The sequence below is a fragment of the Klebsiella sp. K47 genome (assembly GCF_051858335.1).
In the GTDB taxonomy this organism is placed as follows: Bacteria; Pseudomonadota; Gammaproteobacteria; order Enterobacterales; family Enterobacteriaceae; genus Klebsiella; species Klebsiella pneumoniae.
On record NZ_JBPYUI010000018.1, the window covers coordinates 15,487 to 38,393 of the forward strand.

General features: G+C 61.4%; 20 protein-coding genes and 1 pseudogene. 9 read left to right on the forward strand and 12 right to left on the reverse strand.

What is annotated here, in order from left to right; all coding sequences use genetic code 11:
• Positions 1-74: 74 nt before the first annotated feature.
• Positions 75-581, forward strand: a complete 507-nt coding sequence (tpx, locus tag RRF55_RS17460; protein WP_004152131.1) for a thiol peroxidase — start codon at positions 75-77, stop codon at positions 579-581.
• Between the two features lie 70 nt (positions 582-651).
• On the opposite strand, the gene RRF55_RS17465 is transcribed toward tpx, so the two are convergent.
• The 3 genes from RRF55_RS17465 to RRF55_RS17475 all read right to left on the reverse strand — a co-directional run bounded on the left by RRF55_RS17465 (position 652) and on the right by RRF55_RS17475 (position 4,833).
• Complete coding sequence (locus RRF55_RS17465; RefSeq protein ID WP_004176450.1) at positions 652-1,704, reverse strand: AbrB family transcriptional regulator; 1,053 nt, start codon at positions 1,702-1,704, stop codon at positions 652-654.
• A gap of 101 nt (positions 1,705-1,805) precedes the next feature.
• On the reverse strand, positions 1,806-3,347 hold the full coding sequence (tyrR, locus tag RRF55_RS17470; protein WP_002901979.1) for a transcriptional regulator TyrR: 1,542 nt from the start codon (positions 3,345-3,347) through the stop codon (positions 1,806-1,808).
• Between the two features lie 172 nt (positions 3,348-3,519).
• Positions 3,520-4,833, reverse strand: coding sequence for a 6-phospho-beta-glucosidase (locus RRF55_RS17475; protein ID WP_032414814.1), 1,314 nt, complete (start codon positions 4,831-4,833; stop codon positions 3,520-3,522).
• Between the two features lie 143 nt (positions 4,834-4,976).
• Here RRF55_RS17475 and RRF55_RS17480 point away from each other — a divergent pair, with 143 nt between their 5' ends.
• The gene (locus RRF55_RS17480) at positions 4,977-5,846 is read left to right on the forward strand and encodes a LysR substrate-binding domain-containing protein (RefSeq protein ID WP_223174956.1); all 870 of its coding nucleotides are present in this window, start codon (positions 4,977-4,979) and stop codon (positions 5,844-5,846) included.
• Between the two features lie 89 nt (positions 5,847-5,935).
• Here the strand turns inward: RRF55_RS17480 and RRF55_RS17485 are convergent, their stop codons facing one another.
• From RRF55_RS17485 to pspA, 6 genes are all read right to left on the reverse strand, one after another.
• Complete coding sequence (locus tag RRF55_RS17485) at positions 5,936-6,997, reverse strand: TIGR01620 family protein (protein ID WP_032414813.1); 1,062 nt, start codon at positions 6,995-6,997, stop codon at positions 5,936-5,938.
• Positions 6,994-8,391: a YcjX family protein gene (locus tag RRF55_RS17490; RefSeq protein ID WP_002901917.1), complete on the reverse strand. Its 1,398-nt coding sequence runs from the start codon at positions 8,389-8,391 to the stop codon at positions 6,994-6,996. Before RRF55_RS17490 ends, RRF55_RS17485 begins: the two co-directional genes overlap by 4 nt.
• 102 nt (positions 8,392-8,493) lie before the next feature.
• Positions 8,494-8,712 carry a phage shock protein PspD gene (gene pspD / locus RRF55_RS17495; protein ID WP_002901915.1) on the reverse strand — a complete coding sequence of 73 codons (219 nt, stop codon included), beginning with the start codon at positions 8,710-8,712 and terminating at the stop codon, positions 8,494-8,496.
• A 28-nt stretch (positions 8,713-8,740) separates the two neighbouring features.
• Positions 8,741-9,100 (reverse strand): envelope stress response membrane protein PspC, encoded by a 360-nt coding sequence (gene pspC / locus RRF55_RS17500; protein WP_002901913.1) that lies wholly within the window; start codon positions 9,098-9,100, stop codon positions 8,741-8,743.
• Positions 9,100-9,324 carry an envelope stress response membrane protein PspB gene (gene pspB / locus RRF55_RS17505; protein ID WP_002901911.1) on the reverse strand — a complete coding sequence of 75 codons (225 nt, stop codon included), beginning with the start codon at positions 9,322-9,324 and terminating at the stop codon, positions 9,100-9,102. Before pspB ends, pspC begins: the two co-directional genes overlap by 1 nt.
• A gap of 55 nt (positions 9,325-9,379) precedes the next feature.
• Complete coding sequence (pspA, locus tag RRF55_RS17510) at positions 9,380-10,048, reverse strand: phage shock protein PspA (protein WP_002901908.1); 669 nt, start codon at positions 10,046-10,048, stop codon at positions 9,380-9,382.
• A 152-nt stretch (positions 10,049-10,200) separates the two neighbouring features.
• Between pspA and pspF the strand changes: the two genes are divergently transcribed.
• Positions 10,201-11,190, forward strand: a complete 990-nt coding sequence (gene pspF / locus RRF55_RS17515) for a phage shock protein operon transcriptional activator (protein WP_004148137.1) — start codon at positions 10,201-10,203, stop codon at positions 11,188-11,190.
• Here the strand turns inward: pspF and RRF55_RS17520 are convergent.
• Together RRF55_RS17520 and RRF55_RS17525 are read right to left on the reverse strand one after the other, a co-directional pair.
• A pseudogene (locus RRF55_RS17520) lies at positions 11,181-12,576 on the reverse strand (MFS transporter). The gene pspF and the pseudogene RRF55_RS17520 overlap by 10 nt on opposite strands.
• 25 nt (positions 12,577-12,601) lie before the next feature.
• Complete coding sequence (locus RRF55_RS17525) at positions 12,602-13,771, reverse strand: M20 aminoacylase family protein (RefSeq protein WP_032414811.1); 1,170 nt, start codon at positions 13,769-13,771, stop codon at positions 12,602-12,604.
• A 181-nt stretch (positions 13,772-13,952) separates the two neighbouring features.
• Between RRF55_RS17525 and RRF55_RS17530 the strand changes: the two genes are divergently transcribed.
• Complete coding sequence (locus tag RRF55_RS17530) at positions 13,953-16,274, forward strand: helix-turn-helix domain-containing protein (RefSeq protein ID WP_021469319.1); 2,322 nt, start codon at positions 13,953-13,955, stop codon at positions 16,272-16,274.
• Here RRF55_RS17530 and RRF55_RS17535 read toward each other — a convergent pair.
• Positions 16,241-17,083: a helix-turn-helix transcriptional regulator gene (locus tag RRF55_RS17535; RefSeq protein WP_004140254.1), complete on the reverse strand. Its 843-nt coding sequence runs from the start codon at positions 17,081-17,083 to the stop codon at positions 16,241-16,243. The two genes, RRF55_RS17530 and RRF55_RS17535, sit on opposite strands and share 34 nt — an antisense overlap.
• A 107-nt stretch (positions 17,084-17,190) precedes the next feature.
• Between RRF55_RS17535 and RRF55_RS17540 the strand changes: the two genes are divergently transcribed.
• The 5 genes from RRF55_RS17540 to sapD all read left to right on the forward strand — a co-directional run bounded on the left by RRF55_RS17540 (position 17,191) and on the right by sapD (position 22,907).
• Positions 17,191-18,099: an SDR family oxidoreductase gene (locus RRF55_RS17540; RefSeq protein ID WP_020802465.1), complete on the forward strand. Its 909-nt coding sequence runs from the start codon at positions 17,191-17,193 to the stop codon at positions 18,097-18,099.
• Positions 18,100-18,432: 333 nt separating this feature from the next.
• The gene (sapA, locus tag RRF55_RS17545) at positions 18,433-20,076 is read left to right on the forward strand and encodes an ABC transporter substrate-binding protein SapA (RefSeq protein ID WP_439419150.1); all 1,644 of its coding nucleotides are present in this window, start codon (positions 18,433-18,435) and stop codon (positions 20,074-20,076) included.
• Positions 20,073-21,038, forward strand: coding sequence for a putrescine export ABC transporter permease SapB (gene sapB / locus RRF55_RS17550; protein WP_002901816.1), 966 nt, complete (start codon positions 20,073-20,075; stop codon positions 21,036-21,038). Before sapA ends, sapB begins: the two co-directional genes overlap by 4 nt.
• The gene (sapC, locus tag RRF55_RS17555; RefSeq protein WP_004151901.1) at positions 21,025-21,915 is read left to right on the forward strand and encodes a putrescine export ABC transporter permease SapC; all 891 of its coding nucleotides are present in this window, start codon (positions 21,025-21,027) and stop codon (positions 21,913-21,915) included. The genes sapB and sapC overlap by 14 nt, the downstream gene beginning before the upstream one ends.
• Positions 21,915-22,907: a putrescine export ABC transporter ATP-binding protein SapD gene (sapD, locus tag RRF55_RS17560; protein ID WP_004140266.1), complete on the forward strand. Its 993-nt coding sequence runs from the start codon at positions 21,915-21,917 to the stop codon at positions 22,905-22,907. Before sapC ends, sapD begins: the two co-directional genes overlap by 1 nt.

Here is a 22,907-nt window from a genome sequence, read left to right on the forward strand (position 1 = left end):
TAGGGTTTGCCGTGTAGCTGGCGGATGTCATACACTACTCGCGACGTTAACTATATGTAAACAGGAAGATAACCATGTCACAAACCGTGCATTTCCAGGGCAACCCCGTTTCTGTTCAGGGCACCATTCCGCAGGCAGGCGCTAAAGCGCAGCCGTTTACGCTGGTCGCCAAAGATCTCTCTGACGTCGCGCTGAGCCAGTACGCCGGCAAACGTAAAGTACTGAATATTTTCCCGAGCATTGATACCGGCGTGTGTGCCGCATCAGTGCGTAAATTCAACCAGCTGGCCGCTGAACTGGACAACACCGTAGTGCTGTGCATTTCCGCTGACCTGCCGTTCGCCCAGTCCCGCTTCTGCGGCGCAGAAGGCCTGAGCAATGTGGTCACCCTGTCCACGCTGCGCGGCGCGTCCTTCCTCGCTGACTACGGCGTCGCCATCGCCACCGGTCCGCTGGCTGGCCTGGCTGCGCGTGCGGTGGTCGTAATCGATGAAAACGATCAGGTCGTCTACAGCCAGCTGGTGAACGAAATCACCGAAGAGCCGGACTACGACGCCGCGCTGGCCGCCCTGAAAGCCTGATAACAGATTGCCCGGGCGCGTCGCGCTCGCGGACATTCGATCTGCCCAGCCCTCGCTCTGCGAGGGCTTTTTATTGCCGCGGCGCATAGCGGGAGATAGCCCGCGCCATCGCCGGGCCGGTCAGCAAAATGGTAAACAGCCGCAGCGTCTGTAGCGCCATAATAAACGACATGTCCGCCCGGGTGCCGGCGGCGATAATCGCCACCGTGTCCAGCCCGCCGGGGCTGGTGGCCAGATAGGCGGTCATAAAGTCCATCTGCAGAATGTGGGTCAGGGCAAGGGCCATCAGGGCGCACATCAGGATCAGTCCGAGGATGGAGGCGATAATCTGCGGCAGCGTCTTGAGGGCCAGCAGAAAAATGGCTTTATTAAACTGGAGCCCCACCGTCCAGCCCAGCACCGCATAGGCCATCGCCAGCAGCCACTCCGGCAGCTCCAGCATCAGCCAGCCGCCGCCCTGGGCCAGGGCGCCAAGCAGCATCGGCAGCAGCATGGCCCCGGAGGGGATGCGCAGCCGCATGCCCAGCCAACAGGCCACCGCCGTCAGCAGCAGCGTGAAAGGGAAATTCAGGGTCAACGATGGAAACCAGACAATATCCTGAGTCATTTCCTGTGCTTCATTGCCCAGGGCATAGCGCACCACCAGCGCCGCCGCGCCGACGACAAACAGCACCCGCAGATACTGCATCAGCGCCACCAGCCGCACATCGGCCCCGTACTCCTGGGCCATCACCACCATTGCCGACGCGCCGCCGGGAGAGCTTCCCCAGGCGCCAGTGGCGCCCGGCAGCGCGCTGTAGCGGACCAGCAGCCAGCCGGTAAGGCCGCTTATCGCCAGGGTGGTCAACAGGATCGCCAGCACCAGCGCCCAGTTGTTGAATAGCACGCCAAAAACAGAGGGATTAATCGCCCGGGCGATCATGCAGCCGACGATGGCCTGCGCCGCCAGATAACAGGGGCGAGGGATGCTCAACTTCACCCCGCGCAGGCTCAAAATGAGACCGGCGATCAGCGGCCCCAGCAGCAGCGCTGCCGGCAGGTGTATTCGTAACAGCAGCGAGGAAAAGAGAACAGAGAGCAGCAGCAATATCAGCCAGTGCCCGATCGCGCGACGCGACGCCAAGATGCACCACCCCGGAAAAAGGATTAAAAAACCAGTATATACAGGTTTGGCCCGCTTTGCAGGCCGGGATGCCGGCGACGTGAGTCGCCGGCCTGGCGGGATTATTCGTCGCCCTTTTTCTGACTCAGACCATATTCACGCAGCTTATTGGCGATGGCGGTATGCGACACCCCCAGCCGCTTCGCCAGCTTACGGGTGCTGGGGTAGCTGCGATAGAGCTGGGTCAGCACCGAGCGCTCAAAGCGGCGGGTGATGTCGTCCAGCGACCCTTCCATGGCCTCCTCGCCCACCGGCAGCGAGGCGACGTCATGGTCCGGCAGCAGAATGTCCTGTGGACGCAGCTCAAATCCTTCCAGCTGGGTCAGTGCGCGATAGACGGCATTCTTCAGCTGGCGGACGTTGCCGGGCCAGCTGTAGCGGGTAAGCACCGTACTGAGATCGGCAGAGAGCTTCGGCCGCGGGATCCCCTGCTCGTCGGCAAAGCGGGCCACGAACAGCTCCGTCAGCGGCATGATGTCCTGCGGGCAATCGCGCAGCGGCGGCAGATACAGCGTCAGGACGTTGAGGCGATAGTAGAGATCTTCGCGGAAAAGCCCTTTCTGCACCAGCTCGATCAGGTTTTTCTGCGTCGCGCAGATCACCCGCACATCGACGTGCACTTCATGATCCTCGCCAACGCGGCGGAAGGTGCCGTCGTTGAGAAAGCGCAGCAGCTTGGTCTGCATGCGCGGCGACATCTCGCCAATTTCATCCAGCAGCACCGAGCCGCCGTTGGCCTGCTCGAAGAAGCCCTTCTTGCCCTGCAGCGCGTCGCCAAACAGCTCGCTCTCGACCGCGTCCTCGGGAATGGAGCCGCAGTTGAGCGCCAGATAGGGTTTGCCCGCCCGCGGACTGGCCAGATGGCAGGCATGGGCCAGCAGATCTTTACCGGTGCCGGTGTCGCCGACAATCAGCAGCGGCGCGCTGAGCATCGCCAGCTTGCGCGCTTGCTCCACCACGTGGCGCATTTTCGGCCCCACCGCGAGGATCTGACTGAAGGCGCTGGTATCCTGGCTGGTCATGGTCTGCAGCTGGCGTCCCATGCGCACGGTTGAGCGCAACATCGCCACGGCGCCGGTCAGCACTCGCTCGTTATGCTCGCCTTCCAGATAGACCGGAGTCACTTCCAGCAGGTAGTTCTGCCCATTCACCACCACATGCTCCGCATGCGTCTCCTGCGGGCTGCTCTCCAGCCAGCGCTGAACGTTAAAATCGGCGATCAGCTGGGCCACCGGGTGGTTACGCAGCTTCGCCTGGCTTTGGCCAAACAGCAGGCAGCTGGCGGGGTTCGCCAGTTCCACCCGACCTTTGGTATCCAGCGACAGCACCGGCTCCGGCATCGCTACCAGCAGCGCGCTGAGCGCCAGGTGTTCACGTTCAGACGGCATCCACGGCACGGTGCGCACGTCCGTCACGCCGGCGATACGGCGGATCTCAGCCATCAGGCTGCTGAACGTGGCGAATTCCAGTTCGGCGAAATTGAGGTAAATTCGGCCAATAGGGTCAATATCGATACCGCGCAGGTCAATACCACGCAGCACCAGCAAATCGAGCAATTCACGAGTCAGACCGAGACGGTCTTCACAAAAGACTTCAAGACGCATGGGAGTGTTCACCCTAAAAGTGCCAATGACGGGAGAATAATAGGCCAGGAATGGGTTTTCGGGAAGCTAACTGTCAACAATTATTGACAGTGTGGCGGAAAAATGGGCGCTGTGGCGTAAAGTCAGACGGTCAGTGGTTAAATCACCGGCCAGGCGGCCGGTGAGTCTTGGGTCAGGCGTGGAAAGCAGGCAGCCGCTGACGGTTCTCAGCGATCACCTCATCCAACGCCAGTTCGAGCTTCTCGCCGCTGACGATCAGCGGATTCAGCATCAGAGCACGCCATGCGGTGTGGCGGTTGCCGGTGAGCGCGGCCTCGATAGTCAGCCGTTCAAATGATTTCATCAGCTGCAGCAAACGCAGGGTATCTTCCGGGAACGGCGCCACATTGAGAGGTAGCGGACCAGAAGCGGTAATCAGCGAGCTGACCTCTACCGCGCAGTCATCCGGCAGGCCATTGATGGCGCCGTTATTACGCGTATTGACGTGCATGATAATCCGCTTGTCGTTGTAGATGGCATTCATCAGCTCGCAGGCCGCCTCGGAATAGTACTGGCCGCCGCGCCCTTCCAGCGCCTTCGGTTTGACTGCCAGGTGCGGGTCGCGGTACTGGTCAAACAAGATTTTTTCCAGCTGCTTAACCACTTCCCCGCGGGTTCCTTCGCCGCCCGCCTCCGCCAGCTCCTGGCGCAGCAGATCGTCTTTCATGTAGTAATAACGCAGATAGGCGCAGGGGATCATGCCTAAGCCCTGCAGCAGATGCGACGGCCAACGGAACGGCGAAATGTTGCGCGGCACCAGCGGATCCCGACCGGCGTTGATCTCGGCTATCACCTCCGGCAGCCATTCTTTACCTTTGTGCAGGATCTGGCGCACGAAGATAAAGTGGTTCAGGCCGGCGACCTGCATCACCACCTCTTTTTCGTCAGCGCATTGCAGCAGAGTGGTTATCCCTTTTTGCATAATCACCGGCACGTTACACAGGCCGACGGCTTTGATGCGGCTGTGGCGCAGGATCGCTTCGGTCACCATCCCCGACGGGTTGGTAAAGTTCAGCAGCCAGGCGTCGGGACACAGTCGCTCCATATCGGCAGCGATCTCCAGGGCGATGGGAATGGTGCGGCAGGCGTTGGCGAAGCCGCCAAGGCCATTGGTCTCCTGGCCGATCAAGCCATACTTGAGGGAGATACGTTCATCGCTGATCCGGGCGTCAAGGCAGCCGGCGCGAAACTGCGAGCAGACGAAATCGGCATCGCGCAGCGCGCTTTCCCGGTCAAGGGTGGCCACCACTTCAATAGTCAGCCCGGCTTTGGCGATCATTCGCCGCGCCAGTCCGGCGATAATCTCGACTTTCTCTTTGCCCTCTTCAATGTCCACCAGCCATAGCGAAGCGACCGGCATTTCGTGATAGCGGTTGAGCAAACCTTCAATCAGTTCCGGGGTGTAGCTGGAGCCACCGCCAATCACCACAATTTTGAGTCCTGACATGGTATACCTCGGTTTAGTTACGATATAACTATTTAAAACCGGCAAAACTGGCCTAACAAACGAATTAAATCGGCCTATGCATGAACTCAATTAATGCATAAGGGAGACAATCTGTGCTTGAGCAACAAAGCATCCTTGCGCTGCTGCAGACCTTTGAGGTGACCGCCCGCCACCTGAGCTTTACCCTTGCCGCGCATGAAATGAACCTTACCCAGGGAGCGGTCAGCCATCGGATCCGCAGGCTGGAGATGCACATCGGGTTTCGCCTGTTTATCCGCATGACGCGTAAACTGGCGCTGACAGAGGAAGGTAAGCGGCTGCTGGCGACGTTAAGCCATTCGCTGCGGGCGATTAACGATGAAATTGAGGATATTCGCGATCAGGATCTGCGCGGCACACTGCATATTGGTATTGCGCCGACGCTGGCCCATCTGTGGCTGATGCCGCGTCTGCCGCGCTTTCAGGCGCAATGGCCGGGACTGAATCTGCAGTTTCGCGTGCGCGCCGGGGTGATGGATTTTAACGAGGAGCGGGTGGATCTGGCAATTTACTACGGCGCTACGCGCTACCCCGATCTTTATCAACAGCGGCTGATGGCGGAAAGTTTGCTCCCGGTCTGCTCCCCGCGTTATCGCCAGCAGTATCGTCCGCTGAGCGGCGGCGACCCGGCGGCGCTCGTCTGGATCCATGCGTGCGAATCCACCGACGTACAGGATCAATTTGCGGAATGGCGCCTGTGGTGCCAGCACAGCGGACAGGCGTTACCTTTTGACGGCCGGTATTACGCGGTGAATAACCACTCGCTGGCCATCGAGATGGCGCTCAATGGACTCGGCGTGGTGATGGGGCGTAAAACGCTGATCCAGCCGCTGCTCGACGCAGGCAGGCTGGTGGCCTTGTCTGAAAATGAAGCGCCCTCGCCCTTTGGCTATGACCTGATCTGTCCGCAGGAGAACCGTTCCCGCCCGCGCTTTCGCGCCTTCAGCGAGTGGCTGGCGGCGGAATGCGCCTAATCGAATATTGCCAGGGTGCGCGTGCCAGAGCTTGACGTCGAAGGCCGGGCAAGGCGAAGCCGCCGCCCGGCAATGTCTCTGAGCGGAGGTTACTTCTCCGGGCGGGTTTTGCTTTTCTGCAGGGTCTCTTTCAACTGCCCAATCAGCTCGCGCCGAAAATCGCCGAGTCGCGGTTTATCATCGGCGATCCACGGCAGCGGGCGGCACAGCTCCATCGCCTTGATCCCGAGACGGGCGGTCAGCAGGCCGGCGCCAATGCCCTGCGCGGCGCGCGCCGACAGCCGGGCCGCCAGATCCTGCGACATCCAGTCCATCCCCACCTCGCGCACCAGTTCGCTGGCGCCAGCGAAAGCGATATTGAGCAACACCAGGCGAAACAGTCGCAGACGGCTGTAATACCCGAGCTCAATGCCGTACAACGTGGCAATTCGGTTGATCAGCCGCAGGTTCCGCCAGGCGATAAACGCCATATCCACCAGCGCCAGCGGGCTGACGGCAATCATCAGCGTCGACTCCGCCGCCGAACGGCTGATTTCCCGCCGCGCCTGGGCATCGAGCACCGGCTGCACCAGCTGCGCATAAAGGCTCACCACTTCGCGATCGCTTTGCGTTTCGTGGATCGCGGCATACCAGCGCTGCAGCGCCGGATGCGACTGATCCAGCCCGGCCTGCTGCGCCAGCTTCTCACAAAACGCTTTCGCTTTACCGACCGCGTGACTGTGCAGCATATCGCGCGCTTCATCGCGTTCGTGGGCGCGCTGGCGCAGTCGCCACAGACGGCGCCACTCGGTGGCCAGCGAACCGACGCCGGCCCCGACGATCAGCGCCCCGGCGACGCAGCCGCCCAGCGCAATCCAGTCCTGGGTCTGCCAGGCGTTAGCCGTCCACTGCACGCCTTGCGCCACGACGCTGACGCAGAAGATCGCCAGTCCGGCGCTGACCATCCGCCGCCACAGGCTGCGTTTGGGTCGCAGGACCGACTCCACCACCGCTTCCGCCGCCCCCTCTTCCTCTTCGCCGGTCACCAGCCGCGCTGGCGCGAAGTTGTCCGCCTCCAGGGTGTCGAAGGCGCGAGCGCCTTTCAGCGGCGGAATTTTCTCCGCTTGCAGCGGCCCATCAAAATCAATCCGCGGTTTTAACGGTTCGCTCATCGCAGTTTATCTCCAATCAAAAATTCCAGCGCCGCGTCGAGACGAATGTGCGGCAAAGGCCGATCGACATCCATGACCTGCGGACGAAAGTTTTCAAACTGAAATCCCTGCTGCTGCCAGAAGGCCTGGCCCGGCAGGCGCGCCGGCACCTCACCGGGATAGATGGTCAACGGCTGGCCGTCGCTCAGGCGATTGCCGCGCAGGGCGGGAATTTTCTCGCCATTCACCTCAATCAGCCCGCTCTGGGTCGCCTGAATAGACGCCAGCCCCAGGCAATCCATACTGATCCCTTCAAAGGCGGCGTTCTGCCACGCGTCCTGAATCAGTTGCTGCAGGAGCGACACCATATTGCTGTGCTGATCGATCGTGACGTGATCGGCTTTGGTAGCGGCAAACAGCAGCTTGTCGATAACCGGCGAAAACAACCGGCGGAACAAGGTGCGCTGCCCGTAATGGAAACTTTGCATCAGCTGGGTCAGCGCCAGGCGCATATCGTTAAACGCCTGCGGCCCGCTGTTGAGCGGCTGCAGACAGTCCACCAGCACAATCTGCCGGTCGAAGCGCAGGAAGTGCTCTTTGTAGAACCCCTTCACCACCCTTTCGCAATAGTATTTGTAGCGTTCGCGCAGCATGCCGGCGTTGCTGTGTTTATCGGCCTGCGCCAGCTTGGCTTCGCCGACGGCGTCGACGTCGGGCCACGGGAAAAACTGCAGCGCCGGCGCGCCCGCCATTTCTCCGGGCAGGACAAAGCGCCCGGGTTGGATAAAGTGCAGCCCTTCACGCTTACAGGCGTGGAGATAGTCCGTCCAGGCGGCAGCGATATCCGCCAGCCGAGCCTCGTCGGCAGGGGCTAGCGGATCCAGCCCGGCGCACAGCTGCCGCCAGCGGGCCGACCACTCCGCACGCTGTCCCTGCAGGAGCCCGGTCATCTGTCGCGACCAGCTCAGATAATCCTGCGCCAGCATCGGCAGGTCGAGCAGCCACTCGCCCGGATAGTCGACAATCTCCAGATACAGCGTGGAGGTATCTTTAAAATGGCGCAGCAGGGAGTCATTCGAACGGTAGCGCAGCGCGAGACGGATCTCGCTCACCCCGCGCGTCGGGGTTGGCCACATGGGGGGCTGGCCGTACAGCTGGGCCAGCCCTTCGTCGTAGGTGAATCGGGGAATGCCAAAGTCCCGCTGCGGCACGCGCTTGACGCCGAGCAGCCGCTCTTCGCGTGCGGCGCTCAGCAGCGGCAGGCGGGCGCCGGTGTGGATATTCAACAGCTGGTTGACCAGCGCGGTGATAAACGCCGTTTTACCGCTCCGGCTCAGGCCGGTCACCGCCAGACGTAAATGCCGGTCAACCCCGCGGTTGACCAGCGCATTCAATTCAGTTTTCAGTCGCTTCATCGCCAGTCCGTTATGCCCTGAAGGTATGTCTCGTCATCATAAGCTATCTGCCGGGGATAAGCAGGACAACGTTAATCCTTTTGCGCCTTCCCCACGGCGGCATTATTTCATCCCGCGCGTGACGCGGTTGGCCAGCCGGCTGAGCAGCGGCTCCAGCGCCACCGCCAGCAGCATTTTCAGCGGCCGACGCGCGACCGATTTAACCGCCCAGCCGGCAACGCCCGCCGGGCCATAACGCAGCGCGGTCAGCAGCGCCAGCTTACCGACGATTTTCAGACCGGGCTTCACCTGCTGCCCGGCGCGTTGCCATTTGCTATTCATGCGTTGCCTCATTCGTTAAAAACAGGGTTTACAGCTGGCGAAAGCGGCTGCGCAGCGTAAAGGTGTCGGAGGTCACATACCGCTCCATTTCACGCAGACGCTGTTCACCGGAGGCCAGTTCGGCATCCACGGCGGCCAGCAGATCGCCATTGCTCGGCGCTTTATGACCGTACAGCTCGCTGTCCGGTATCGGATCCAGAGCAAAAGTCAAAATGATGTAGGCCACCAGGACAAAGAAAAAGAGGCCGAAAATCATCGCCAGCACGGTAATCAGACGCACCAGCTTCACCGGGACATCAAGATGCTGAGCAATGCCCGCGCAGACGCCCTTTACCATCCCGCGCTGCGGGATACGCCACAGTTTTTTATTCAGATCCAGCCCGGCCATTATTTGTCCCTCCAGTTCGGATGTTCGGCGTCCAGGATCGCTTCCAGCGCCTGAATGCGTTCGCGCATCCGCTTCGCGTCATCGGTCAACTGCAGCAGCCGTTGCTGCTCATTTTGCGTCAGACTGCCGTTGGCGCCGCGATTGTTGTAGTGCAGCCACAGCCAGACCGGCAGAACAAACAGCACAAACAGCGTCAGCGGAATGGCGAGAAAAAGCATGCTCATGTGTACTCCTTACAGGGGGTGAGCCGCGGCGCAACGCCGCGCCGCGCAATCATACTTACTGGTTGGACTGATTCATTTTGGCTTTCAACGCCGCCAGCTGCTCGCTGATTTCATCGTCCGCTTTCAGTTCGGCAAACTGCTGATCCAGCGTCTGCTGCTTGCCAAAGCGGTGGCTCTCCGCTTCCGCTTCCATCTGATCGATGCGACGCTCAAAGGATTCAAAGCGCGCCATCGCCTCATCCAGTTTACCGCTGTCCAGCTGGCGACGCACATCGCGGGACGAACTCGCCGCCTGATGGCGCAGCGCCAGCGCCTGCTGACGGGCGCGGGTTTCGCTGAGTTTGTTCTCCAGCTCGCCAATCTCTTTCTTCATGCGCGCCAGCGTTTCATCGACCAGCTGCACTTCATGATCCAGCTGAGCGATAAGGTCGGTCAGCTTTTGTTTTTCGATCAGCGCCGCCCGGGCCAGATCTTCTTTCTCTTTGCGCAGGGCCAGCTCGGCTTTTTCCTGCCATTCCGCCTGCTGGGCGACCGCCTGCTCAATACGACGGGACAGCTGTTTCTTTTCCGCCAGCGCGCGGGCCGATGTCGAACGCACCTCAACCAGCGTGTCTTCCATCTCCTGGATCATCAGACGCACCAGCTTTTGCGGGTCCTCCGCTTTCTCCAGCAGGGAGTTGATGTTGGCGTTCACGATGTCGGCAAAACGAGAAAAAATACCCATAATTTCAATCCTCATAGTTCTGGTTTCAGGCATTCACCTGTGGCTTAGCTAATACAAATGGCGTGCCAACTTTTTATCTTATTGATTTTAAACAGGGTGGTTGCGAAACGTGCTGGGCATTGCTACAGTCACCTGGTTAATTACACTACTTAATGGCGAAATTCATCATGGCGCAGTACAAGGATAATCTGCTGGGCGAGGCCAACAGCTTTCTCGAGGTGCTGGAACAGGTTTCCCGGCTGGCCCCGCTGGATAAACCGGTGCTGGTCATCGGCGAGCGCGGCACCGGGAAAGAGCTTATCGCTAACCGTCTCCACTACCTCTCCAGCCGCTGGCAGGGGCCGTTTATCTCGTTGAACTGCGCGGCGCTGAACGATAATCTGCTCGACTCGGAGCTGTTCGGCCACGAAGCCGGGGCTTTCACCGGGGCCAGCAAGCGCCATCCCGGGCGCTTCGAGCGCGCCGACGGCGGGACGCTGTTTCTCGATGAGCTGGCGACAGCCCCAATGCTGGTGCAGGAGAAGCTGTTAAGAGTGATTGAATATGGCGAGCTGGAGCGCGTGGGCGGCAGCCAGCCGCTGCAGGTTAACGTCCGGCTGGTGTGCGCCACCAACGCTGACCTGCCGCAGATGGTCGAGGAAGGTCATTTTCGCGCCGACCTGCTCGACCGCCTGGCCTTCGACGTGGTACAGCTCCCCCCGCTGCGCGACCGGCAGAGCGACATCATGCTGCTCGCCAACCAGTTTGCCATCCAGATGTGCCGCGAACTCGGTCTGCCGCTGTTTCCCGGCTTTAGCGAACGAGCGACCGCGACGCTGCTCGGCTACCGCTGGCCGGGGAATATTCGCGAACTGAAGAACGTCGTTGAGCGCTCGGTGTATCGCCACGGCGACAGCGAACATGAGCTGGACGCGATTATTATTAACCCTTTTCGTCAGTCCCCCGGCTCTCCGCCGGAAGCCGCGCCCGGCGATGAGCTGCCCGCGCTACCGCTGGATCTGCGCGATTTCCAGCTCCAGCAGGAAAAACGCCTGCTGCAGCGGAGTCTGGAGCAGGCGAAGTATCATCAGAAGCAGGCGGCGGAGCTGCTGGGATTAACCTATCACCAGCTCCGCGCGCTGCTGAAAAAGCATCAGCTGTGAGAGGCGCGCGGCAGCAGCAGCGTGCTCACCGCCATCGCCCCCAGACATAAGACGGCGTTAAACCACAGGGCATACTGGGCGGCATGGGCCATGCCCAGCGGTAAAAACAGCGCGAAAAGTGACGCTGTCACGGCGATACCCATCGCCCCGCCCAGCGAGCTGCCCATCTTATAGATCCCCGAGGCGACACCGATTTTGTTCTCCGGGGCATTGGCCACCGCGGTATCCGTCGACGGCGTGGCGTAGCAGCCCAGCCCGAGGCCAAACAGCACGTTGCTGGCGAACACCACCCCGATATACAGCGTCTTTTCGAGAAAGGTGCAGGATATCAGCGCGATGGCGATAGCGGTCAACACCGGACCGGCCATCATCGGCAGCCGGGCGCCATAGCGCTGCAGCAGCTTCTCGCCGACCCGGATCATCGCCAGGACGGTCACCAGATAGCCGAGGGTCATCATCCCGCTCTCCAGCGGCGTCAGGTGGTGCCCTTGCTGCAGCCAGATGCTGGCGATCATCATGGTGCCAATCGCCCCATTGAGCAGAAAGTTCGACAGCACCGCCGCACCGTAGGCCCGATTGCGGAACAGCGCAAAATCAATCAACGCCGCCTCGCCTTTGCGCATGCCGTTGCGGATAAATATCGTCCCCGCCGCCAGCGCCCCGGCCAGCATGGTCAACGACAGCGGGCTGCTCCAGCCCCAGCCGTGGCCCTTGCTGATAAACAGATTCACCAGCACCAGCGCAACAATCAGGCTCAGCAGACCGCCGACGTCCAGCTTATGCTGGCTGGCGCTGGCGCTGCGGCTCTCCGGCGTGCCGCGCAGCAAAAACAGCGCCAGCAGGGCAACGGCGATCGAGAAGACGAAGATCCAGCGCCAGCCCAGACCGGTGGCGATAGCCCCGCCGACGAAGGAACAGAGACCGCTGCCGCCCCACGAGCCGATGACCCAGAAGCAAGCTGACCGCCCGCTGCCGCGCACGCCCCTCATACCAGGTCTTAATCAGCGCCAGCGTCGCCGGCATAATGCAGGCTGCCGACAGCCCCTGCAGCACCCGGCCGGCCAGGAACAGCCCCGGTCCCTGAGCGACCACCAGCATGGCGCTGCCGACGATACTCAGCCCCAGCCCGAGGGTGGTCATCCGCATCCGGCCAAACTTGTCCGCCAGGCCGCCGCTGGCGACCACGAAGCAGCCGCTGAACAGCGCGCTGAGACTGACGGCCAGAGTTAAGGTTTCAAGAGAGATATCAAGGCTGCTTTTCATCGCCGGCACCACGTTAATCACCGACTGGGCGAACAGCCAGAAGGTTAAAACGCTTAACACAATCCCCACCAGCAGGCGATCGTTGCCGACAAACGGGGTGTCGCTTATTGTGACAGTGCTCATCGCATGGCCCTCCCGTTTCTCGTGATTAGCGCAGATAGCGTTCCGTCAGGCCACACCACAGCGCCGCGCCGGTCAGCAACAGCGCGTCGTTGAAGTCATACCCCGGGTTATGCACCATGCAGCGATCCGGCTCATCGCCAGCGCCGATGGTGAAATAGCTGCCATGCGGGTGCTGCTCCAGCATGAAGGCAAAATCTTCACTGCCCATAAACGGCTTCACCTCGCCCACCTGCTCTGCGCCAAACAGCGCTGTCGCCACCTCCCGCACCATGGCGTTCGTCGCCGGATCGTTACGCAACACCGGACTGCCGTTGACGTGGGTCAGCGTGGCGGTGGCATTGAAGCTCTCCGCCTGGGCCACGGCGATATCATGGATCCGCTGCAGTACGGTCTCGCGCACCTGCTCATTGAGGGTGCGCACCGTGAGCTTCATCAGCACGTGATCGTTAATGATATTGGGCGCATGTCCGGCCTGGATGCTGCCGACGGTCACCACCGCTGGCTCAAACGGGGTGATATTGCGCGAGACGATGGACTGCAGCGCGAGGGTAATATGGCAGGCCACCAGCGTGGCATCCACCGTATGCTCCGGCACCGCGCCGTGGCCGCCAACGCCCTTCACTTCAATATGCAGCGTATCGGAGGAGGCCATCATCGCCCCGTCGCGCAGGCCGATTTTACCCAGCGGCTGACCCGGCATATTGTGCAGGCCGAAGATGGCGTCGCAGGGGAACTGGTCAAACAGACCGTCCTCGACCATTACCCGCCCACCGTACAGCAACTCTTCCGCGGGCTGGAAAATCAGCTGCAGCGTCCCGTTAAACTGGCGTGTGCGCGCCAGATATTCAGCCGCGTAGAGCAGCGTGGTGGTGTGTCCGTCATGGCCGCAGCCGTGAAAGCGCCCTTCAACCTGGCTTGCCCACGGCTTACCGCTCCGCTCCTGCATCGGCAGGGCATCCATATCCGCCCGCAGGCCAAGGCGTTTTTTCCCCTCGCCGACGCGCAGCGTGCCCACCACTCCGGTGCCCGCCAGGCCGCGGTGAACCTCGTATCCCCACTCGCCAAGCAGTCGGGCGACCTCGCTGCTGGTCTGGTGCTCTTCAAAGCCGATCTCCGGCTGCTGGTGGAACCGACGACGCAGAGCAATAAATTGCGCCTCGTTAACCTGCAATGCTTCTAGCAACGGATGTGTCATTTTTGTTATTCCTGTGTTGTGTTTGCACGACACTTTCGAGTTTATGCGGGTGGCTCAGCTTGCAGGCGCGCTTTTTTGTTTTATATTGACGAAAAATCAATGAGTGTTTTTCATACATATCGGTTCATATCGGTTATGACAAAAAACAACCGGTTGTTTTTTGTCTACAGAGGAGAGTCATGTGGAGCACCATGCAGGCGACTTTAGCGTCACCGTACGCGATGTGCGTCAGCTGACCCAGCCGGAAAGCGATCTGCTGACGCTGCTGTGGGTACTGGAGGGAAGCGTAAATCTGGCGGTGGCCGAAGGTGCGTCGCAGCCGCTCGCCGCCGACGGGCTGGCGATCGTTAACCGCAACCGTCGCTGGAGCCTGCGCAGCGCCGGGGCCAACGCCGTGATGATCCTCACCCTCTCCGCCAGCTGGCTGGCCCGCCTCGATAATGCCTTTTTTGCCGTCGATTACCAGATAACGCCGCGCACCCGGGATGCCGATGACGGCCTGCGCCGCCTGATGCGCCAGCTGCTGGTGAGCGGCCTGGTCAATCATCCTGGCCATTACCGACTGGAGGCCAACCGCTGGCTGAGTGAGATAGCGCTGCTGCTGGCCACGCGCTTTAGCCAGCCCATCGCCTCCACGCCCCGACGCGATACCGAAAAATGGAGCCGGAGAATAGCCAGCGTGGTGGCGCGGATCGACGCTAACTATCAGCGTCGCCTCTCGTTGCAGGAGGTGGCGGCCGCGGAATTTGTCTCCGAGGCCTGGCTGTCACGCTTATTTCGCAAAGAGGTCGGGGTAAGTTTTGTCCAGTACCTCACCGCGCTGCGCCTGCGCCACGCCGCCGACCAGCTATTAACCACCCGCAAAACCGTCCAGCAAATCGCCCGCGAACAGGGATTCGCCAGTACGCGAATGATGAGCGATTTGTTTAAGCGCCAGCACGGCGTGACGCCGCGCCAGTATCGTGAACAGCATCCTCTGGAGCTTGCCAGACCGCGCCCGCCGCAGGCCGATCGCTGGCAGCCGGTGGCGGCCGACCGACTGTATGCGCGACTCAATGAGCCGGAACCACGCGACCGGGAAAGCCCCCCCCTGCCGATCAACCCACCGCAGACCCGGGAGATCAATCTGCGCGATCGTCCAGCGCGCCCCGTAGCGCTGCGCCATACCCGGATGGTGGTGACCGTGCGCGAACTGGACGATCTGCTGCGCGCAGATGTGCGCCGGGAACTCGAACAGCTGCACCACGCCCTGCCGGTGTATGCCATCGATATCAACGATCCCTTTCTCAGCAGTCGGCTGTTCGGCACCGGCTGGGACGATCCGCAGATGGCCGGCTACGCCTGCTGGTACAACCTGCAGCAGATTTTTAGCTGGCTGGCGGCGATGGGCTGGCAGGTGATCCTGCACACCGGCGTCACCACCCGCAGTGACCTGCTGCAGCGCTTCCTGCAGCTCGCCGCCAACCATTTTCCGCCAGCCACGCTCAACAGCTGGCGCTTTGTCTGGCACTGGTCGCCGCAGGCCAGCGAAGCTGCGCGCCAGGCCGCCTGGCGGCAGCAGCGCGGGGTCCTTCATCGCCTGCTGCCGCAGCCGCAGCTGGGGATCTGGCACCGCTTTGCTCCCAGCGATCCCGGGAACGATCCGCTGTTCCACTCGCCGCTGCTGGCAGAGGCGGATTTTCTCGCCTGCCAGGCAGATGCCAACGAACAGCTGGATCTGGCCCAGGCAGACAGCCGCCGCCTGGCCTCCAGCGAACATTATCCGCTGCACAAGCTGCGGCAGATCCACAGCGCCCTGCGCCAGCGTCAGCTCAACCTGCCGCTGTGGCTGCTCTCCTGGAATACGCTGACCGGCGATACACGGGATACCAACGGCCGCTTTTTTCGCGGCGCGCTGCTGATGGATAATCTACTGGGGGTGGCGGACCAGGTCTGGCTGGCGGGCTTCTGGTTAAATTCAGGCCTCCAGGGCGAAGCTCGCGCCAACGGCAAGCTCGATACCTCCAGCCTGGCGCTGCACTATCTGCACGGCCTGCCGCGCCCGGTTTACTGGGTACTCTGGCTCTGGCGGCGGCTGCGCGGCGAGATCCTGGTTCACGATAAAAACCTGCTGCTGCTCCACCACCAGGGTCACTACCAGCTGCTGCTGCGCAATACGGTGGTCTACAATCCCTGGCTCTCCAGCGAAGCGGCCTTTATCCAGCGCTTCAGCCAGCCCTACAGCGTGCGGCTGCAGGGCCTGGATGGCAGCTGGCGCATCAAACAGCACCTGTTCGATCAGCACCACGGCGCGTTGTTCCCGCTGGTGGACGCCTTTCGCAGCCGCAGCGGCCCTGACGCCGAGGATTATCAGTGGCTGATGCATCAGGCCCGTCCGGCGCTCAGCGTGGATGAAGCCAGGCTCGATGGCTATTGGCTGCGGATCGACTCGCTGCAGAGCAATGCGCTGGTGCTGTATGAATTTACCCCTCAGCTCTCCTCAGGCGCGGATCCCGCCCCCTGAAGTAAACCGTGAATTTTCCGCTGGCTTTCCGTCGTTGCCGGATTAAAGACCAGCAGGGAAAGATCGGGACGGCCCTCCACGGCAAAGGAGGTAAATTCCAGGTCGAGCGGACCCATCTGCGGGTGATTAATGCGCTTATAGCCCTCGCCGTGGCCGGCGACGTCATGGCTTTGCCAGAAACGGGCGAACTCGACGCTCTGCTGGCTGAGCTCCGCGATCAACTGGTCAGTTTCTTTCGTGGCGCCCATCCGCGTGACGTCGGCGCGGAAGGCGTTGACGATAAGCTGCCCCACCCTCTGCCAGTCTTCCAGAGTGCAGCGGGCCTCCGGCCGGGTAAACAGGCGGCGCAGCACGTTGCGCTCCGCCAGCGGCAGTTGGCTGTAGTCGGTCAGCACCCTGGCCGCCGGCGCGTTCCAGGCGATGACGTCCCAGCTGGCGGTGCGGATAATCGCCGGAATGGTGAAAGCGTCAAGCACCCGCTGCAGCCGCGGCGTCATATCATCCGTCACCGTCAGACGCGTCTGCGGCGGATGGCCAAAGGCGAGAATAAACAGATGCTCGCGCTCCGGGGTGGTCAGCCGCAGACCGCGGGCGATCCGCTCCAGCACCTCGCGGGAAGGCGCCCCACCGCGCCCCTGTTCAAGCCAGGTATACCAGGTCGGGCTGATGCTGGCGAGCTGCGCGACCTCTTCGCGGCGCAGCCCCGGGGTGCGCCGGCGTCCCGCCGGGAAGCCAAACGTTGCCGGATCGAGACGCTGGCGGCGGGCGCGGAGAAAATCGCCTAAAGCATGGTTGTCAGAAGTGTTCATCATCTGCCTGTGGTTTCTGCCTGTTAGAATTTATACCCCGATAATGTCTCTACTTTTATAGTATGACATCGCAGGTAGGATACGCCTGAAACCCATTCAGGAGATCCATGATGCGTATATTTCTTACCGGCGCGAGCGGATTTATCGGCTCACGTATTCTTCCGGCGCTGCAGGCGTCGGGCCATCAGGTTATCGGCCTCGCGCGCAGCGAGAGCACCGCACAGGCCCTGAAGGCGGCCGGCGCCGAGGTGCATCGCGGCACGCTGGATGCCCCGGAGTCGCTGCTGGCTGGCGTCGGGAACGCCGACGCGGTGATCCATACCGCCTTCGACCACGACTTCAGCCGCTTTGCCGCTAACTGCGAGAAAGACCGCCAGGCGATCCTGGCCCTGGGCCAGGCGCTGCGAGGCAGCACGCGGCCGCTGGTGATCACCTCCGGCACGCTGATGGGCGACGACGGGAGCGGCGCCCCGGCCCGGGAGTCGTTCTTCAACTCAGCGCACCCCAGCCCGCGCACCGCCTCAGAGCTCGCCGGCCAGCAGTTGCTGGAGGCGGGGGTGGATGTCAGGGTGGTCCGCTTACCGCAGGTGCATGACACCGTGCGTCAGGGACTGCTGACCTGCTATATCGAACGCGCGGTCGCCAACGGGGCGGTAGCCCTGCGCGGCGAGGGAAGCAACCGCTGGTCAGCCGCCCATGTCGATGACGTCGCACGTCTGTATGTCAGCGCGCTGCTTCAGGGCGCGGCCGGCGAGCGCTATCATGCGGTGGCCGAAGAGGGGATCGCGTTACGCGATATTGCCGCGGTAATTGCCCACGGATTAAACCTGCCGCTGACCCACCTGGATGAGTCGCAGGTCGACGCCTGGTTCGGCTGGTTTGCGCCGTTTACCGCCCTTGACCTGCGCGCCAGCTCGGCATGGACCCGCGAGCGCTTGCAGTGGCAGCCGGTTGGCCCCGGGCTGCTGGAGGACCTGCAGAATATGGACTATCATAAAGTGACACTGTCACAATAATCGAAACACGCTCCCCCTGTATCACACCCGACGGGTACGGCTAGTCGCCCGTCGGGTCATCGGCTTTCTCCCCGCTATACTGAATCTATTCTCTAGCGTCCGCACGTCGTCGCCGTTTGGTCAACCGCGGCAAAACAGAGCTGACTGGCGATATCGGCGATAAAAAGTTACCATGTTTCACTATACAGACTCGGTTCCGCGACTATTTTAATCAATTGACTGAATACTATACGCACCCGGTAACCGCATTATCCCTCAGGCTTGTTGAAGGCGGTGGTGAATGTCTATTAATCTTAATAAGATAGAGTTCAGCTCTATAATCAAACAGAAAATATGCGCCTGAAATTGTCATCTCTCCTGGCAGCCGTTTCCCTGCTGTGTGGGCCAGCTTTTGCCGCCCCTGCGCTCCCCGACCGCGCCGATATCCGCGATAGCAGTTTCGTCTATTGCGTCAGCGGCCAGGTTAATACCTTTAATCCGCAGAAAGTCAGCAGCGGCCTGATTGTCGATACACTGGCCGCTCAGATCTACGATCGTCTGCTTGACGTCGATCCCTATACCTACCGGCTGGTCCCCGAGCTGGCGGAGAGCTGGGAAGTTCTCGATAACGGCGCCACCTACCGCTTTCACCTGCGCCGCCACGTCCCGTTTCAACGCACGGCGTGGTTTACCCCAACGCGGGACTTTAATGCCGATGACGTCATTTTTACCTTTGGCCGTATTTTTAACCGCGACCATCCGTGGCACAACGTCAACGGCAGCAGTTTTCCCTACTTCGACAGTCTGCAGTTTGCTGACAGCGTGGAGAGCGTCCGCAAGCTGGATAATCAGACCGTGGAGTTTCGCCTCAAGCGGCCGGACGCCTCGTTCCTCTGGCATCTGGCCACCCACTATGCGTCAATTACCTCTGCCGAATATGCCGCCCGCTTAACTCAGGACGACCGCCAGGAGCAACTGGATCGCCAGCCGGTTGGCACCGGCCCGTTCCAGCTATCCGATTACCGCTCCGGACAATATGTTCGCCTGCAGCGCCACCCCGGCTACTGGCGCGGCAAACCGTTGATGCCCCAGGTGGTGGTCGACCTTGGCTCCGGCGGCACCGGCCGCCTGTCGAAACTGCTGACCGGAGAATGCGACGTGCTGGCCTGGCCAGCCGCCAGCCAGTTGACGATCCTGCGTGACGACCCGCGCCTGCGCCTGACGCTGCGCCCGGGAATGAACATCGCCTGGCTGGCCTTCAACACCGCCAAGCCGCCGCTGGATAATCCTGAGGTGCGCCATGCCCTGGCGCTGGCGATTAACAACCAGCGCCTGATGCAGTCCATCTACTATGGCACCGCGGAGACGGCGGCGTCCATGCTGCCGCGGGCCTCGTGGGCCTACGATAATGACGCTAAAATTACCGAATATAATCCGCAGGAGGCCCGCGCCCGCCTGAAAGCCCTGGGGCTGGAAAACCTGACCCTCAAGCTGTGGGTGCCCACCAGCTCGCAGGCGTGGAATCCCAGCCCGCTGAAAACGGCGGAGCTTATCCAGGCGGATATGGCGCAGATTGGCGTTAAGGTGATTATTGTGCCGGTAGAGGGACGTTTCCAGGAGGCGCGCCTGATGGACATGAGCCACGACCTGACGCTCTCCGGCTGGGCGACGGACAGTAACGATCCGGACAGTTTCTTCCGACCGCTGCTGAGCTGCGCGGCCATCGCCTCGCAAACCAACTTTGCCCACTGGTGTAACCGGGAGTTTGACGACGTGCTGCAAAAAGCGCTGCTCTCGCAGCAGCTCTCCTCGCGGATGGACGCTTACAAAGAGGCGCAGCGGATCCTCGCCCGCGAACTGCCGGTCCTGCCGCTGGCCTCGTCGCTGCGGCTGCAGGCCTACCGCTATGATATGAAAGGCCTGGTGCTCAGCCCTTTCGGTAACGCTTCGTTCGCTGGCGTATCGCGGGAAAATACCGAAGAGGTGAAGAAGCCATGATTATTTTTACCCTGCGCCGTCTGCTGCTGCTGCTGATCACTCTCTTTTTTCTGACCTTTGTCGGTTTCAGCCTGAGCTATTTCACCCCTCATGCCCCACTGCAGGGCGCTTCCCTGTGGAATGCGTGGCTGTTCTGGTTTGAAGGGGTGCTGCACTGGGATTTCGGCGTCTCCAGCATTAACGGCCAGCTGATTTCTGAGCAGTTGCGCGAGGTTTTCCCGGCGACCATGGAGCTGTGCATCCTCGCCTTCGGCTTTGCCCTGCTGATAGGCATTCCGGTGGGGATGATCGCCGGCGTAATGCGCAATAAATGGCCCGATACCCTGATCAGCGCCGTCGCGCTGGTCGGTTTCTCGATCCCGGTCTTCTGGCTGGCGCTGCTCCTGACCCTCTTCTTTTCCCTGACCCTCGGCTGGCTTCCGGTCTCCGGTCGCTTCGATCTGCTGTATGAGGTGAAAAATGTCACCGGTTTCGCGCTGATCGACGCCTGGCTTTCGGACTCGCCGTGGCGCCATGAGATGATCGTCAGCGCCGCCCGGCATATGGTGCTGCCGGTATTGACCCTGGCGGTCGCCCCCACCACTGAAGTGATCCGCCTGATGCGCATTAGCACCAGCGAGGTGTATGACACTAACTATGTAAAAGCGGCCGCCACCCGCGGCGTGTCGCGACGCAAAATTCTACTGCGCCATGTGCTGCACAACGCCCTGCCGCCGGTGATCCCGCGTCTCGGCCTGCAGTTTTCCACCATGCTCACCCTGGCGATGATCACTGAGATGGTGTTCAGCTGGCCTGGACTGGGCCGCTGGCTGATCAACGCCATTCGCCAGCAGGACTACGCGGCGATCTCCGCCGGAGTGATGGTGATTGGCGCGCTGGTGATTATTGTCAACGTAATTTCCGATATTCTCGGTGCCATGGCTAACCCACTGAAACATAAGGAATGGTATGCCCTACGATAGCGTTTATCTGGAAAAGCGTCCGCCCGGCGCGCTGCGCACCGTATGGCGTAAGTTTTATGGCGACACCACGGCGATGATCGGTCTGTACGGCTGCGCGGGCCTGCTGCTGCTCTGCGTCTTCGGCGGCTGGTTCGCCCCCTACGGCATCGACCAGCAGTTCCTCGGCTACCAGCTGTTGCCGCCGTCGTGGTCGCGCTATGGCGAAGTCTCCTTCTTTCTGGGAACCGATGACCTCGGCCGCGATGTGCTGAGCCGACTGCTGAGCGGCGCGGCGCCCACCGTCGGCGGCGCTTTTGTCGTCACCCTCGGCGCCACGCTGTTTGGTCTGGTGCTGGGCGTGATTGCCGGATCGACCCACGGCCTGCGCTCGGCGGTGATGAACCATATCCTCGACACCCTGCTCTCCATCCCCTCGCTGCTGCTGGCGATTATCGTCGTCGCCTTTGCCGGGCCGCATCTCAGCCATGCGATGTTCGCCGTCTGGCTGGCGCTGCTGCCGCGCATGGTGCGCTCCGTCTACAGCATGGTCCACGATGAGCTGGAGAAAGAGTACATCATCGCCGCCCGCCTCGACGGCGCCTCGACGCTGAATATTCTGCTGTTCGCCATCCTACCCAATATCGCCTCCGGCCTGGTGACCGAGATCACTCGCGCCCTGTCGATGGCCATTCTGGATATTGCCGCGCTGGGCTTTCTTGATCTCGGCGCCCAGCTGCCTTCGCCGGAATGGGGAGCCATGCTGGGCGATGCGCTGGAGCTTATCTATGTGGCGCCGTGGACCGTGATGCTCCCCGGGGCGGCGATTATGCTCAGCGTACTGCTGGTCAACCTGCTGGGCGACGGTATTCGCCGGGCGATCATTGCCGGGGTAGAATAATGCCGTTACTCGATATTCGTCACTTAACCATTGAATTTAAAACCAGCGAAGGCTGGGTAAAAGCCGTCGATCGCGTCAGCCTGACGCTGACCGAAGGCGAAATCCGCGGCCTGGTGGGGGAATCCGGCTCCGGGAAAAGCCTTATTGCCAAAGCTATCTGCGGCGTAACCAAAGACAACTGGCGGGTCACGGCCGACCGCATGCGCTTCGATGACATCGACCTGCTGCGACTGTCGAACCGCGAGCGCCGGAAGCTGATCGGCCATAACGTGTCGATGATTTTTCAGGAGCCCCAGTCGTGCCTCGATCCCTCTGAGCGCATCGGCCAGCAGCTGATTCAGAGTATCCCCGGCTGGACCTACAAGGGCCGCTGGTGGCAACGGCTGGGCTGGCGCAAGCGCCGGGCCATCGAGCTGTTGCACCGCGTCGGCATTAAAGATCACAAAGATGCCATGCGCAGCTTCCCCTATCAGCTGACCGAGGGCGAGTGCCAGAAGGTGATGATCGCCATCGCCCTGGCCAACCAGCCGCGTCTGCTGATTGCCGACGAGCCGACCAACGCCATGGAGCCGACCACCCAGGCGCAGATTATTCGCCTGCTGACGCGGCTCAACCAGAACAACAACACCACCATCTTGCTGATCAGCCATGACCTGCAAATGCTCAGCAAATGGGCGGATAAAATCAACGTCATGTACTGCGGGCAGACGGTGGAGAGCGGGCCCAGCGAAGAGCTGATCACCCTCCCACATCACCCCTACACCCAGGCGTTAATCCGCGCGATCCCGGATTTCGGTAGCGCCATGCCGCATAAAAGTCGCCTCAACACCCTGCCTGGAGCGATCCCGCTACTGGAGCAGTTGCCTATCGGCTGTCGGCTGGGGCCGCGCTGCCCGTACGCCCAGCGCGAGTGTATCGAAACGCCGCGTCTTACCGGGGCGCGCAACCATCTGTACGCCTGTCATTTCCCGTTGAACATGGAGAAAGAGTGA